Here is a 13,691-nt window from a genome sequence, read left to right as displayed (position 1 = left end):
CTTACTGACGGAAGGCGGGGAACACTTCGGAGGCGAACAGGCGCAGGGAGGCACGGACCTGCTCGGTGGGCATGCCGAGCCAGCCGGGCCGGAAGATGAGATGGTCGAAGCCCAGGTCGCGCAGCGCGCTGATGCGTTCGATGAGGAACTCGGGCGAGCCGAGCAGCAGGGTGTTGCGGACCAGCTCGTCGAAGCGGTCGCGCTGCCAGCGCAGCGCCGGGTATTCCGCGTAGGTGGAGTACTCGACCCGGGCGTGCGGCAGCGCCTCCTCGACGGCCCGTTCGGTGGTCGGTGCGCAGTACAGCTCGACGCCGACGGGCCGGGAGATCCGGGACGTGTCGCGGCCGTACTCGGTGAGGGCGTCGTTGTAGACGGCGAGGTGCTCGGGCAGGAACCGGCGGCTCGGTGAGTTGCCGGGCGCGTACCAGGCGTCGCCGAGCCGGGCGGCCCGCCGGACCGCCTTCTTGCCGCCGGCGCCGATCCAGATCGGCGGCCCGCCCGGGGTCAGCGGCCGGATGCCGATGGTCGCGTCCTTCTGCGGGTAGAACTCGCCGTCGGTGGTGACCGGTTCGCCGCCCCACAGCGCCCGGATGAGCCGCAGGCTCTCGTCGAGGCGGCGGAAGCGGGTCTCGGGGTCGATGCCGAACGCGGCGAACTCGTTCTCGCGGTAGCCGGCGCCGACGCCGAGGATCACCCGGCCGCCGGACAGGTGGTCGAGGGTGGCGAACTCCTCGGCGATGTGCACGGGGTGGAACATCGGCAGCAGCAGGATGCCGGTGCCGATGAGCATGTTCCCGGAGCGCGGGATGAGGCTCGCCGTCATCGAGATCGGCTGCGGGGTGTTGAGGTTGGACTGGAAGTGGTTGATCGTCCAGACCGAGTCGTAGCCGAGCTCGGCGGCCAGTTCGACGGTGCCGAACAGGTCGCTGAGGTGCTTGCCGAGGTCGTCGCCGTGCGGGTACTGGTGCGACGCCATGATCCCGAACTTCATCGGTGTCCCTCTCCGGCGGCCCGGCTGATCTTGCCGGTGCTGCTGCGTTCCAGTTCGGGCACGAACTCGATCCGCCGCGGTGTCTTGAAGTGCGCGAGCCGGTCCCGGGCGAACGCGACGATCCGGTCGGCGAGCTCGTCGTCGGCGACCGTGTCGTCGGCGGCGCGCACGACGAGGGCCACCGGGATCTCGCCGAGCCGGTCGTCGGGCCGGCCGAGCACCCGCACGTCACGCACGAGCGGGTGCTCCCGCAGCTCGTCCTCGATCTCCTCGGGCCACACCTGGAACCCACCGCACTTGATCATGTCGCGCTTGCGTCCGACGAGGAACAGCACGCCGTCCGCGTCGACGTACCCCATGTCGCCGGTGTGCACCCAGCCGTCCTGGACCAGTTCGCGGGACGCCTCGGCGTCGTCGACGTAGCCCTTGGTCAGCTCGGACCGCACGACGACCTCGCCCTCGGCGCCGGTCGGCAGGGCCGTGCCGTCGCCGTCGCGGATCTCCAGCTCCACGCCGGGGTAGACCCGGCCGGCGGAGCCGGGCTTCCACCGGCCGGCCTTCATGTCCCGGCCGTTCCAGCCGGCGATGTGGCCGGCCTCGGTCGAGCCGTAGTTGACCAGGATCGGCACGTGGTAGCGCTCCTCGAAGGCGCGCCGGACCGGCCACGAGATCGCCTGACCGGCGACCAGGACGGACTTCACCCCTGCGAAGGGCAGGTCCCGGTCGGAGTGCACGATGTCGAAGACCATGGTGGGCAGGAAGAAGAAGTTGTCGAACGCGAACCGGTCCATCAGCTCGGCGAGCCGGTCGACGCCGAACCGCTCCCAGACGACCGCGGGCCGGCCGACGAAGAACGCGAAGAGCAGCGAGTGCTGGCCCCCGCTGTGGAACAGCGGCAGGGCGATGAGGTTGGCCTTGGCGTCGGTGGCGGCGGTGCCTTCGGCGTCGCTGCCGGTGGAGACCCGGGCGAGGCGTTCGAGGGAGGCGCGGGTGCCGCCGTGGGTGACGCTGACCGACTTCGGCCGGCCGGTGGTGCCGCCGGTGGACAGGATGCAGGCCTCGGCGTCGCCGGCGACGTCCACGGCGGGCACGGTGACCGGCTGCCGCCAGTCCAGGTCGGGCACCCCGGCGACCGTCCCGCCGGCGGACCGGACCTCGATGCCCGGGCCGCCGGCGAGCAGCCCCGCGATGACGTCCGGACGCCGGTCGTCCACGACCAGCAGCCGCGGCGCGGTCTTCGTGAGGGACTCGGCGAGCTCGGCGGCGTTGTACAGGCTGCTGACGGTGACCGGGACGGCGCCGATCTTCCAGGCGCCGAACAGGAAGAACACGATCTCGGGGCCGTTGGTGAGGTAGCAGGCGACGCGGTCGCCCGCGCCGATCCCTTCGGCGCGCAGGGCCGTGGCGACGCCTCCGGCGAGCCGGTCGACCTCCTCGAACGTCCAGGACCGGCCGTCGTCGCCGTACAGTGCGGGCACCCGCGGCCGGTCGGCGGCGCGGTGCTCCAGGATGCGGGCAAGGTTGCTCACGTCGTCACCTCCGCCGGGGTGGTGACCCGCGGGATGATCTCGGCGCCGAAGCGGGCGAGCTGCTCCATGGCCTCGTCCTGGCCTGCGCCGACGAACTGGTGCCGCAGCGACACCTCGGTGATGCCGAGCTCGGTCTCCCAGCGGCGCAGCTTCGCCACGATCTCGTCCGCGGACCCGACCAGGCAGTCCTCGGCGAGGTACCGGTCGACGTCGATGGCCTGGGCGTCGTCCCACGACTTGTAGCCGGCGTACTGGCGCTGCAGGTGCGGCCGGACGGCGGCGACGGCCGTCGCGTAGGTGTCGCCGACGCACGCCTCGCGGCTCATCGGGTACTCCCGGTCCAGGCCGTGGCCGTGCTCGGCAAGGACGTCGCGGTAGACGCCGAGCAGCCGGGCGAGCTCCGTGTCGTCGCCCTTCGGGCCGATCAGCCACGGGGCGTCGAGGCGGGCGGCGCGGCGCACGGCGGCCTCGGCGAACGCGCCGATCCACAGCGGCGGGCCGCCGGGCTGCACGGGCCGCAGCGCCAGCGAGACGCCGGGGACCTCGCCCCAGCTGCCGTGCGCGTCGACGGTGGCGCCGCTCCACAGGGCCCGCAGCAGCGGGACGTAGTCGCTGAGCCGGCGCAGCCGGTCGTCCCACGCGACACCGAAGGCGGCGGTCTCGCGCTTGCGGTAGCCGGCGCCGAGGCCGACGGTCAGCCGGCCGCGGGACAGCACGTCCAGCGACGCGAGGTCCTCGGCGAGCGCGATCGGGTTGAGCAGCGGGGCGAGCAGGACGCCGAAGCCGATCCGGACCCGGCTGGTGGCGCGGGCGAGGTAGCCGGCGAGCGGGACCGGCTGGACGAACGCGGACTTGGCCAGGTAGTGGTGGCCGAGGTAGACGGCGTGGAACCCGGCCGCCTCGGCCGCGGCCGCCTGGGCGAGCACGTCGTCGATGCCGTCGGCGGCGGAGGCCGACGGGTCGAACTGGGCGCTGAGGAAGCAGCTGATCCTCACCCGACGACCGCCGCGGCCTTGTCCTGGGACTGGGACGGGGACGGGGCCTGGCGCTGGGCCTGGGCGCGGAAGTGCGGGATCACCTTGCCGGCGAACTCCTCCATGGACCGCAGCGCGGCCGCGCGGTCCAGCGTCGGGATCCGCAGCCAGCCGATGTAGTGGTTGATCCCGAGCTGCTCGCGCAGCATCTCGATGGTGTCGATGACCTGCTGCGCCGAGCCGAAGTTGCCGCCGTGGGTCAGCGTCTGCTCCAGGGTCAGCAGCTCGATGTTCTTGGCGACGGCCGCGTAGTAGGAGCGCTCCTTCTCGATCGCCTCCTCCGAGCCGGGGATGACCTTGCCGACCGACTTGTAGTACTGCATCGCGGCCTGCGCGGCCTGGCGCAGCCCGGCCTCGCCGTCGCCGCACCAGACCTGCTGCATGAACGGCAGGTCGTAGGTGGTGATGTCGAAGCCATTGTCGCGCATGGCCTGCTGGTACAGGCTGAAGTTCTTCTGCATGATGCCCAGCGGCGTGAAGTTGGGCGAGGTGATGATCGACTCGCCGACGGCGCCGCGTTCGCGGAAGCTGTCCGGGGAGACGGTGCCCTGCAGGATCGGCGGCCCGCCGGGGGTGAACGGCCGCGGGTAGGTGGTGACGTTGTCGTAGTGGAAGATCTCGCCGTGGTAGGAGAAGTTCTCCTGCGACAGGGCGAGCCGCAGGATCTCCAGGGTCTCCTGGTAGCGCTGCTTCGACTCCTCCAGCGGCACGCCGAACCCGGCGAACTCCGACGGCTGGTAGCCGCGGCCGACACCGATCGACACCCGTCCACCGCTGAGCACGTCGAGGGCGGCGATGTCCTCGGCCAGGCGCAGCGGGTGGTGCAGCGGCAGGACGAGGACGGCGGTGCCGATGGTGATGCGCTTGGTCCGCTCCGCGACGGCCATGCCGAAGTTGATCGGGCTGCCGAGGATGCCGTACTTGGAGAAGTGATGCTCGGCCAGCCAGATCGAGTCGAAGCCGAGCTCGTCGGCCAGCTGGATCTCGTCGAGCGTCTCCCGCAGCACCTGGTGGTCCGATGTGCCTTCGTTCACCGGGAACAGGTTCATGATGCCGAACTTCACGATCTCTCCTCGTTTATTCCGACCAGCCGGTATGTTACTGGTACCGCGCCGGCATTCGCAAGATGTTCGCAGGCCAGCGCCTATGTCAGGACTGCGCCTGACGGGCCCGCACCCGCAGGGTTCCGACGCGACGGCGGTGCCAGGACCCGGCGCCGAGCACCGCGTCGAGCACGAGCCCGCGGCGCAGGAACAGGTGCGGGTCGGCCTCCATGGTGATGCCCATGCCGCCGTGCACCTGGATGCAGCGTTCGGCGGCGAAGACCGCGGCCCGGCCCGCCGCGGCCTTGGCGGCGTGCACCTGGATCTCCGCGTCGGGCCGGCCGTTGTCGACCGCCCACGCGGCGTACAGGGTGAGGTCCCAGGCGGCCTTGCGGACCGTCGCGGCGTCGGCGAGCTGGAACGCGACCCCCTGGTAGGAGCCGATCACCCGGCCGAACTGCTCGCGGGTGCGGGCCTGCTCGGCGGCGAGGTCGATGGCGCCCTGCGCGACCCCGCACAGCTCGGCGGCGACGACCAGGGTGGCCCGCCACGGCCCGGTGCCGGCCGGGGTGACCTTCACCGGTTCGGTGAGGGTGACGTCGGACAGCGGCACCGACGGGTCGAGGGACTGCCGCGCGACGACCCCCTCGACCGGGACGATCCCGACCCGGCCCGGCAACAGCACGGCGAGGCCGTCGGCCTGGGCCGCGTACCGCACGAGACCCGCGCCGTCCATCGCCGGCGTGAGGACCCGCTCCCCCGCGAGGACGTCCTCGGGCAGCGGGCCGCCGGCGCCGCTGAGCAGCTGCACCGCGGCGGCGTGCGCCGGGAACCGGCTCGGCACCAGGTGCTCGCCGAGGACCTCGACGGCGACGAGCAGGTCGACGAGGTCCGAGCCGATGCCGCCGGCCTGCTCCGGCACCCCGAGGAGGCCGAAGTCGCGCAGCAGCGGGCCGTCGCACGCCGGGGCCTGCCAGCCGCGCTCGAGGGCGCCCCTGGCGGTGACCCCCTCCCCCTCCGCGAGGGACCGGACGGTCTTGGCGATCTCCAGTTGCTCCTGGGTGAATGTCGCGCGCATGCCGGGCTCCGCTCAGCGTGAACGGGGCAGGTGCAGGACCCGCTCCGCGAGGATCGACTTCTGGACTTCTTCGGTGCCACCCTCGATGGTGTGCGCGCGGGCGCGCAGGTAGCGGCGCATCCGGGCGGCGGCGCCCGGGCCGTCCAGCAGCACCCCGCCGCCGTCGTCGAGCTGCACCGCGAGCCGGTTGGCGTTCTGCACCACCCCGGCCCACAGGCTCTTGAGCGCCGAGGTCTCCGGCCCCGGTACACCACCGGCCTGGGTCTCGCCGAGCATCCGCATCGAGCCGATCCGGACCGCCTCGGCGTCGCACTGCAGCTGGCCGACCGTGTCCAGGAACGCGGTGTCGTTCGCGACGCCGCGCTCGAGGGCGACGTCGATGGCCCGGTCGACGGCCTGCCGAGCCCACACCCACAGGTTCAGGGCCATGCTGCCGCGCTCGAACGCGAGGGTGGTGAGGGCGACCTTCCACCCGTTGCCGACCCCGCCGAGCACGTCCTCATCGGGCACGAACACGTCGTCGAGGAACATCTCGTTGAACTCGGTGTCCCCGTTGATCATCACCAGGGAGCGGACCGTGAACCGGTCCATCGGGGCCAGCAGGTAGCTGATGCCCTGATGTTTCGGTGCGGCGGCGTCGGTACGGGCGAGCAGCAGGCACTTGGAGGCGTTGTGCGCGTTGGACGTCCAGATCTTCGACCCGTTGACGAGCCAGCCGCCGTCCACCTTCGTCGCGGCGGTGCGCAGGCTGGCCAGGTCCGACCCGGAGCCGGGCTCGCTGAAGCCCTGGCACCAGTACTCGTCGCCGCGCAGGATGCCGGGCAGGTGCCGGGCCTGCTGCTCGCGGGTGCCGTGGGCGATGATCGTCGGCCCGGCCAGCATCATGCCGACGCCGTTGAGCGGGTAGGGGGCGCCGCGGACGGCCGCCTCCTCGTTGAAGATCGCCTGGGCGAGGGAGTCCATGCCGCGGCCGCCGTGCTCGGCCGGCCACGACAGCCCGGCCCAGTTGCCGGCGCACAGCCGGTCCTGCCAGACCCGGGACCAGTGCTCGCGCTGCTCCTGGGTCAGCTCCTCCTGGTCGGGCACGTCCCGCAGCGCCTCGTCGAGCCAGGCGCCGGCCTCCCGGCGGAACGCCAGGTCGGTGTCGCTGTCATCGAAGTCCATGCGCGGTGACCTCGCCTTCTTTGAGCCGTGTCTTGTAGAGCTTGCCGTTGGGGTCCCGGGGCAGGGCGTCGTGCACGACGTAGTCACGGGGACGCTTCGGCTTCGCCAGCCGGGCCTCCAGGTGCGTGCGCAGCGCCGCGACGACCGTGTCGCCGTCGGGGGCGCCCTCCAGCAGAGCGATGTGCGCCTTCGGCACCTCGCCGAACTCGAGGTCCGGCGCGCCGACGACCGCGGCGTCGGCGACCCACTCGTGGGTGAGCAGCGCCGCCTCGATCTCGGCTGGGTAGACGTTGACCCCGCCGACCAGGATCAGCTCGGCGGCCCGGCCGGTGATGTACAGGAAGCCGTCCTCGTCGACGTGCCCGACGTCCCAGACCGTCATGAGGCCGTCGCGGCGGGCGCCGTCGGTCTTGCCCGGGTCGTTGTGGTACTCGACCTTGTCGTTGCCCTGGCGCATGTACACGATGCCGGTCTGCCCGACGGGGACCTCGGCGCCGTGGCTGTCGAGGATCTTCAGGGTGGAGATCGAGGCGGGCCGGCCGACGGTGCCGGGGTGGGCGAGCCACTCATGCGGGCGGGCGACGGTGGTGCCGACCTCCGTCGAGCCGTAGTACTCGTACACCACCGGGCCGAACCAGTCGAGGATCCGCTGCTTCACCTCCCGCGGGCACGGCGCCGCGCCGTGCAGCACGTAGGCGAGGGAGGAGACGTCGTAGCCGTCGCGCACCTCGCGGGGCAGCTGCAGCAGCCGGTAGAAGTGCGTCGGCACCATGCTGGTGCCGGTGACCCGCTGCTCCTGGACCCGGCGCAGGAACCCCTCCGGGGTCCAGCCGTCCATCAGGACCAGGGTGCCGCCGGCGTGCAGCGCGCCCATCGCCGGGGTGATGTTGGCGGAGTGGTAGAGCGGCGCCGACACCAGCCACGAGCCGAACGCGGCGCGCTGCATCCCGAACTCGTTGAACAGCCACACGTAGGTGCGCGCGCCGGTGTCCGCGTCGATGCCGCTGAGCGGGCGCTTCACCCCCTTGGAGCGGCCGGTGGTGCCGGAGGTGTACATCATCAGCGAGCCGGCCGGGGTGTCCTGCGGGCTGGTGTCCGGCATCCCGTCCGTGAGTTCGGCCAGGCCGTCGGCCCCGTCGATGTAGAGCAGCGTCCCGGGCGGCGTCGCGGCGGTGACGACGTCCCTCACCCGCTCGGAGCCGACGACGACCTTGGCCCCGCTGTCGGCGAGGATGTAGGCGACCTCGGGCTCGGTCAGGTGGTAGTTGAGGGTCACCAGGTACAGCCCGGACTGCATCGCCGCGAGGTACAGCGCGACCATGCCGGGGCTGTTGGTCATCACCGCCGCGACGGTGTCACCGACCCGCAGCCCCGCGCGGGTGCGCAGGCCGTGCGAGATCCGGTTGACCTCGGCGAACAGCGCACCGTAGGAGATCCGCCGGTCGTCGGCGGTCACGATCGCGCACAAGTCCGGTTCGGCTGCTGCCCACAGCCGGAAACCGGTCCGGTCCTCGGTCATCGGACTCCTTGAACTAAATTCCGACCATCCGGTATGTTCTTGCCAACAGTAAGGGAGGGTCCCCGCGATGTCCATACCCGTGAGCGAGGCGCACGCCGCCAGCTACCGCGCCCGTGAGGTCCCCGCTCCCGCCCAGGTCATCGACGGTGTGTGGGCCGTCCCGGTGCCCCTGCACGGCAGCGCGCTGCGGGCCGTCACCGTGTTCCTCATCGAGACCCGGGCGGGGCTGGTCCTCGTCGACGCCGGCTACGACCACCCGTCCTGCTGGGCGTCGTTCCGGCGGTCCCTGATCGCGATCGGGCACTCCGTCGAGGCGATCTGCACCGTCCTCATCACCCACAACCACCCCGACCACGTCGGGTTCGCCGACCAGGTCCGCGCCGTGTCCGGCGCCCGGGTGATGATGGGCGCCGCCGACGACTTCGCCGCGATGCACCGCGTCCGCGGCGGCTTCCTCGAGCAGCTGCGCACCGCGCTGGAGCTGACCGGCGCGCCGCACGACGTCGTCGACGGCATGTACGCCGACGCGGTGAAGGTCGCCGAGCACCACGAGTCGCTGCGCCTGGACACCGCGCTCACCGGCGACACCGAGCTCGGCTTCGGCGACGTGACGATCCGCGCCCTGCACGCCCCCGGCCACACGTACGGGCACACCGTGTACTACGACACACGCGGACTCGTCTTCACCGGCGACACGATGATGGCCGAGGGCCCGACCCAGCTCGCCATCGTGAACCGCCCCGGCGACGACCCCGCCGGGGACCTGTTCCGGACCTTGGACCGCATCCGGGACCTCGACGCCGCGATCGCCTGCCCGGCCCACCAGTTCCCGTACCGTGACGTCGCCGGCCGCGCCGAGGAGCTCAAGGCCTTCCACCAGGCCGAGGTCGACCAGGCCCGGACCATTGCCGGCCCCGGCGACACCGCCTGGGACGTGGCCCGCCGCATACCGTGGAAGAAGCCGTGGGACGAGCTCGGCGGCGGCACCCGCCGCTTCTCCCTCGTGCACACCCTGGCCCTGCTCCGCGCCCGCTGACCGCGAGGATGTCCTCGAGCACCGGCAACGCGGCGAGCGACCCGGCGCGTTCGGGCCGCGACCGGCCGGACCGCCAGTACGACAGCGTGGCCCGGGACAGCCCGACACCACGCTCCCCCAGCAACACGGCGAGCCGCTCCAGGGTCAGCCCGCTCGCCTCGACCGCCACGTCCAACGCCACGGCGAACGGCCCGGTCCGCAGCGCCTGCGAGACATCCGGCTCGACCATCCCCCGATCGTGCCGCCGCCCGGCAGCGCTGTCCAGCGGGCCCGGCGCCCCTCCCCGCGCGACCGCGCCGCCGTCAGCCCCGCGGGATCCCGGCGGCGCGGGTGTCGGCGGCGAGGCGGCCGTCGTGCAGGGTCAGGACCCGGTCGGCACCGGCGATCACCTGTTCGTCGTGGCTGGCGACGACGACGGCGTGGCCCGCGTGGGCGTGGGCGCGCAGCACGTCCAGGAGCAGCTGGACCCGGGCGGGATCCTGATGGCCGGTCGGCTCATCGGCGAGCAGCAGCGCGGGCGACAGGCGCAGGGCCCGGGCCAGGGACGCGCGCTGCTGCTCCCCGCCGGACACCTGCGCGGGCAGCCGGTCCGCGAGATGGGCCAGGTCGAGAGTCCGCAGCAGCTCATCCGTCGGGTGGCCGGGGTGCGCCGACAGCAGCGCGGGCAGCTCCACGTTCTCCCGGATGCTCAGCTCCGGCAGGAGGGCCAGGGACTGCGGCACGAAGCTCGTCTCGTGCCACCGGCTCCCGAGCCGCGTCTGCACCGTCCCGGTGTCCGGCCGCTCGTGCCCGGCCAGGACGCTGATGAGGGTGGTCTTGCCCGAGCCGGACGGGCCCGCCACGACGGTCAGCTCGCCGGCGTGGATCTCCACCGAGACCCCGTCGAGCGCGGTGACCCTTCCCGCGCCCGGGTAGCGGCGCGTGACCGCGTGGGTCGTCACCACCGGCGTCGTCACAGCATCTCCTGGACGACCCGGCCGGCCTGGAGCCGGACCACCCGGTCGGCGCGCTGCCAGACGGCGGGGTCGTGGGTGGCCGCGATGACCGCCACGCCGGCGTCGGCGATGACCCGCAGGGCGGTGACGACCGCGTCGACGTTGCCGTGGTCGAGTTGGCCGGTCGGCTCGTCCGCCACCAGCACCGACGGCGGACCGACGGCGGCGAACGCGATCGCGACCCGTTGCCGCTCGCCGCCGGACAGCTGGTGCGGCAGGTGGTCCGCCCTGCCCGCGATGCCGAGCGGCTCCAGCAGCGCCTCGCCGGTCTCCTCGGGCACGCCGCGGATCTGCGCGGCGAGCCGGACATGCTGGCGGACCGTCAGGTAGGCGAGGAGGTTGTCGCCGGGGTCCTGGCGCACCAGCCCCAGCCGCTCCCGGCGCAGCCGGGCACGCCCGGCCGCCGGCAGCGCGCCGAGGTCCTGCCCGGCGATCGTGACCGTGCCCTCGTCGGGGCTGTCCATGCCGGTCAGCAGGCGCAGCAGGGTCGACTTGCCCGAGCCCGACGGGCCGATCACCGCGGTGATCATGCCGGCGGGGGCGCTGACGTCCACGTCCACCAGGGCGGGCACCAGATGGCCGTCGACGCGGTACGAGCGGGACACCCCGACGCAGCCGGCGCCCTGTTCAGTCGATGTCACGCAGCACCTCCGAGGTCCGGCTGCGGGTGAGCCGCCAGTGGGTCACCGCCGCCACCAGCACGGCGAAGCAGCCGACCGCCGTGAGCAGGCCGGCCATCACCGACCAGGGGAAGGACAGCACGGTGCCCGGCGCCGCGGCGGGGTCGACGTTGAGCTGGTCGCGGACCGTCACGGCGGCGGTGACCGCCAGGCCGAGCCCGGCCGCGCACCCGGCGACGAGGGAGCCCGCGAACTCCGCCAGCAGCAGCCACCCCTGCACCGCCGAGCGCAGCCCCATCAGCCGGAGCATCACGTAGCCGCGCCGCAGCACGCGCAGCCGCGACTCCAGGTACAGCAGGAACCCCACCATCGCCACCGTCGCGGTGAGCAGCGACAGCGCGGACAGGTACGCGAACGTGTACGTCACCGGCTGGTAGAACGTGCTCGCGTGGCGGTCGCCGGCGACGGAGAACACCGCGACCCGCAGGCCCGCCGCGTCGACGGCCGCGCGGATCGGGGCCGGGTCGCCGCGCACCCACAGCTGCGGCACGGCCCGGGCGAGCGCCTCCTCGCCGAGCGCCGCCCGGTCGACGAGCAGGACCGGATACCCGCCGCGCGGGGCGGGCAGCGCCGCCAGGGACGTGACGTCCAGCTCGACCGGCGCGTCGCCGCCGAACGTCATCGTGGCCGCACCGTCCGGCACCGGCGCGGACGCGACCGCGGCGAGACCGCCCGCGGGTGGTGCGCGCAGGGCGCGGGTCGCCTCGGCGAGGGTGGTGTCGTCGAGGCGGTCGTCCCAGTACGCGTCGCGGGCGAACGTCGCCGGGTCGACCGCCAGCAGCGACACCTGCTGGTCGTCGAGCTGCACGTAGTCCAGGCGCAGCACCGGCGTGGCCCGGCCGGCGAGGGCCGCGGGGACCGCACCCGGCTCGGCGAGGGTGATCACCACGTCGCTGCCGGCGCCGAGCCTGGCCTGCGCGGCGAGCGTGGCGCTGACGGTCCCGGTCGCCGTCGCGCCGTAGACGGCCACCGCGACGGGCACCGCGGTGATGAGGGCGAGGGTCACCGCGGCCGCGGCGGAGTGCCGCAGCCGCCGCCGGTACAGCAGCCGCACCGCCGACCGCACCGGCGTCGCCGTGCGGGTCCGGCGCCTGACAGCCGCCGTCGCCAGGCGCGCGCCGAGCACGCAGAGGCACAGGATCGCCAGCATCGGCACGACGAGCAGCTTCGCCGGGACCTGCACCATGGTCCCGAACTGGCTGCCGAGCCGCACCATGGACCGGTCGCCGCCGGTGGACCAGTACCCGGCCGCGGCGGCGAGCAGCAGCAGCTCCCACGGCGCCACGGCCAGCCGGCGCCGGGCCCGGGCTCTGGGCGCGGGCGCGCCGGTCAGGGGCCGGCAGGCGACGCCCGCGGTCACGCCCAGCACCGCCGTCGCGACGAGGAACCCGGACACCGCGGCGATCAGCGACTGCGCCAGCGCCGCGCCCGACACGTCACTGCTCGGCCCCACCTGCGCGACGAGGAGCCGGGCCAGGGCCCAGCCGCCCGCGGCGCCGGCGGCGAGGGCGGGCAACGCCTCCAGGGCGGCCTTGACCCCCAGCCAGCGCGCGGTCGCGCCGAACGTGGCGAGGACGACGAGCTCCCGCTCGCGGCGGCGGACCCAGAACGCGCCGGCCGCCATCACGACCGACAGGCCGACCAGCAGGCCGCCGGCGCTGATCGGCAGCACCGTCCCGCGCAGCTCCCGCTCGACCAGCGCCGCCCGGCCCGCCAGCGGTGGCAGGGCGGTGCGGTACAGGATCCGGCCGTCGTACGCGGTGGTCCGCAGGCGGTCGTGCATCGCGGTGATGCCGGCGGCGAGCCGGGTCGCCTCGGGCGCGGTCAGGTCGATCGTCGCCGGGGCCCGCTCGATGCGCTGGGCCGTCTGGATGTGCGCGCCGCTCGCGACCGCCAGCATGGTCGCCCGGTCGGCGAGGAGCAGGTCGAGCACCGGCACGTCGCTGCCGAGGCCACCCGCCTGTTGGGCCGGGTCGCCGCGGTACAGCGTCGCGATGCCGCACCAGAACGGGTCGTCGCCGGACCGGTCGCGCAGGTCCCGGTAGATCGCCACGACCGGCACCGCCGTCGGCTGCCAGACCTGCCGCCGGCCGTCGGCGGTCCACGCCTCGACGTTCGGGGAGATCGTGAGGGTGTCACCGGGCCGCAGCCCGTGCTCGGCCGCGAACCGGTCAGGCAGCCACAGTCCGTGGCCGGGACCACCGGCGATCCGCTGGACGTGCCCTTCGAAGCCGCTGCGCCCGGCGATGTTGACCCTGTTGTCACCGACCGCCACCTGCGCGCTGACCAGGGTCACGGCGGGGTCGCCGAGCCCGTCCGCCGCGGCCTGCGCCTCCTGCGTCACCGCCGCCGCCAGCACGGCGGGGTCGACGGGCCGCTCCGGCGCGATCACCTGCGATCCCAGGGCCGCCGGGCACACCGCGGCGGTCCTCGCCCGCAGCGTCGCGCTGCCGGCCGACGACAGGAACAACGGACCGGCCGCCGCCGGCAGGACCGCCACCGCCGTCGCGACCGCGATCGCGACGGCCACACTGGGCCGCCGCAGCAGCAACAACGGCGCCCGCCGCCACGGCGCCAGCGACAGCCACCCGCCACGAGCCATCCCGCGCATCCATCCTCCGG

At 73.7% G+C, this 13,691-nt stretch carries 11 protein-coding genes; 1 reads left to right on the top strand and 10 read right to left on the bottom strand.

The features are described 5' to 3' along the window. Position 1: 1 nt before the first annotated feature. The 7 genes from AB0I21_RS30585 to AB0I21_RS30555 form a co-directional block, all read right to left on the bottom strand. Positions 2–991, bottom strand: a complete 990-nt coding sequence (locus tag AB0I21_RS30585; protein WP_344504952.1) for an LLM class flavin-dependent oxidoreductase — start codon at positions 989–991, stop codon at positions 2–4. Next, entirely contained in the window at positions 988–2,520 is a 1,533-nt protein-coding gene (locus AB0I21_RS30580; protein ID WP_360566333.1) for a class I adenylate-forming enzyme family protein, read from the bottom strand. Before AB0I21_RS30580 ends, AB0I21_RS30585 begins: the two co-directional genes overlap by 4 nt. Next, complete coding sequence (locus AB0I21_RS30575) at positions 2,517–3,515, bottom strand: LLM class flavin-dependent oxidoreductase (protein WP_360566331.1); 999 nt, start codon at positions 3,513–3,515, stop codon at positions 2,517–2,519. Before AB0I21_RS30575 ends, AB0I21_RS30580 begins: the two co-directional genes overlap by 4 nt. Next, positions 3,512–4,618, bottom strand: a complete 1,107-nt coding sequence (locus tag AB0I21_RS30570) for an LLM class flavin-dependent oxidoreductase (RefSeq protein WP_360566330.1) — start codon at positions 4,616–4,618, stop codon at positions 3,512–3,514. Before AB0I21_RS30570 ends, AB0I21_RS30575 begins: the two co-directional genes overlap by 4 nt. 85 nt (positions 4,619–4,703) lie before the next feature. Then, complete coding sequence (locus tag AB0I21_RS30565; RefSeq protein ID WP_360566329.1) at positions 4,704–5,675, bottom strand: acyl-CoA dehydrogenase; 972 nt, start codon at positions 5,673–5,675, stop codon at positions 4,704–4,706. 12 nt (positions 5,676–5,687) lie between these two features. Continuing rightward, positions 5,688–6,839 (bottom strand): acyl-CoA dehydrogenase family protein, encoded by a 1,152-nt coding sequence (locus tag AB0I21_RS30560; protein WP_360566327.1) that lies wholly within the window; start codon positions 6,837–6,839, stop codon positions 5,688–5,690. Beyond that, entirely contained in the window at positions 6,826–8,358 is a 1,533-nt protein-coding gene (locus tag AB0I21_RS30555) for an AMP-binding protein (protein ID WP_360566325.1), read from the bottom strand. Before AB0I21_RS30555 ends, AB0I21_RS30560 begins: the two co-directional genes overlap by 14 nt. A gap of 67 nt (positions 8,359–8,425) precedes the next feature. On the opposite strand from AB0I21_RS30555, the gene AB0I21_RS30550 reads away from it, so the two are divergent. Then, the gene (locus AB0I21_RS30550) at positions 8,426–9,394 is read left to right on the top strand and encodes an MBL fold metallo-hydrolase (protein WP_360566324.1); all 969 of its coding nucleotides are present in this window, start codon (positions 8,426–8,428) and stop codon (positions 9,392–9,394) included. Between the two features lie 302 nt (positions 9,395–9,696). On the opposite strand, the gene AB0I21_RS30545 is transcribed toward AB0I21_RS30550, so the two are convergent. From AB0I21_RS30545 to AB0I21_RS30535, 3 genes are read right to left on the bottom strand one after another with little or no spacing between them, the layout of a single operon-like run. Then, entirely contained in the window at positions 9,697–10,350 is a 654-nt protein-coding gene (locus AB0I21_RS30545; RefSeq protein WP_360566322.1) for an ATP-binding cassette domain-containing protein, read from the bottom strand. Then, positions 10,347–11,030 carry an ABC transporter ATP-binding protein gene (locus AB0I21_RS30540; RefSeq protein ID WP_360566321.1) on the bottom strand — a complete coding sequence of 228 codons (684 nt, stop codon included), beginning with the start codon at positions 11,028–11,030 and terminating at the stop codon, positions 10,347–10,349. The genes AB0I21_RS30545 and AB0I21_RS30540 overlap by 4 nt, the downstream gene beginning before the upstream one ends. Continuing rightward, a complete protein-coding gene (locus tag AB0I21_RS30535) occupies positions 11,017–13,671 on the bottom strand; it encodes a hypothetical protein (protein WP_360566319.1) in 2,655 nt (884 codons plus the stop codon). The genes AB0I21_RS30540 and AB0I21_RS30535 overlap by 14 nt, the downstream gene beginning before the upstream one ends. Positions 13,672–13,691: the final 20 nt, after the last annotated feature.

This window comes from Dactylosporangium sp. NPDC050588 (assembly GCF_040654975.1).
Classification (GTDB): Bacteria; Actinomycetota; Actinomycetes; order Mycobacteriales; family Micromonosporaceae; genus Dactylosporangium; species Dactylosporangium maewongense.
Note: the sequence above shows the minus strand (reverse complement) of the source record. Positions and strands in the feature narration are given on the sequence as shown.

Bases quoted from the DNA above. Each gene is read 5' to 3' on its own strand.
- AB0I21_RS30535 (WP_360566319.1), bottom strand. From the start codon at position 13,671: ATGGCTCGTGGCGGGTGGCTGTCGCTGGCGCCGTGGCGGCGGGCGCCG.
- AB0I21_RS30585 (WP_344504952.1), bottom strand. From the start codon at position 991: ATGAAGTTCGGGATCATGGCGTCGCACCAGTACCCGCACGGCGACGAC.
- AB0I21_RS30560 (WP_360566327.1), bottom strand. From the start codon at position 6,839: ATGGACTTCGATGACAGCGACACCGACCTGGCGTTCCGCCGGGAGGCC.
- AB0I21_RS30550 (WP_360566324.1), top strand. From the start codon at position 8,426: ATGTCCATACCCGTGAGCGAGGCGCACGCCGCCAGCTACCGCGCCCGT.
- AB0I21_RS30555 (WP_360566325.1), bottom strand. From the start codon at position 8,358: ATGACCGAGGACCGGACCGGTTTCCGGCTGTGGGCAGCAGCCGAACCG.
- AB0I21_RS30565 (WP_360566329.1), bottom strand. From the start codon at position 5,675: ATGCGCGCGACATTCACCCAGGAGCAACTGGAGATCGCCAAGACCGTC.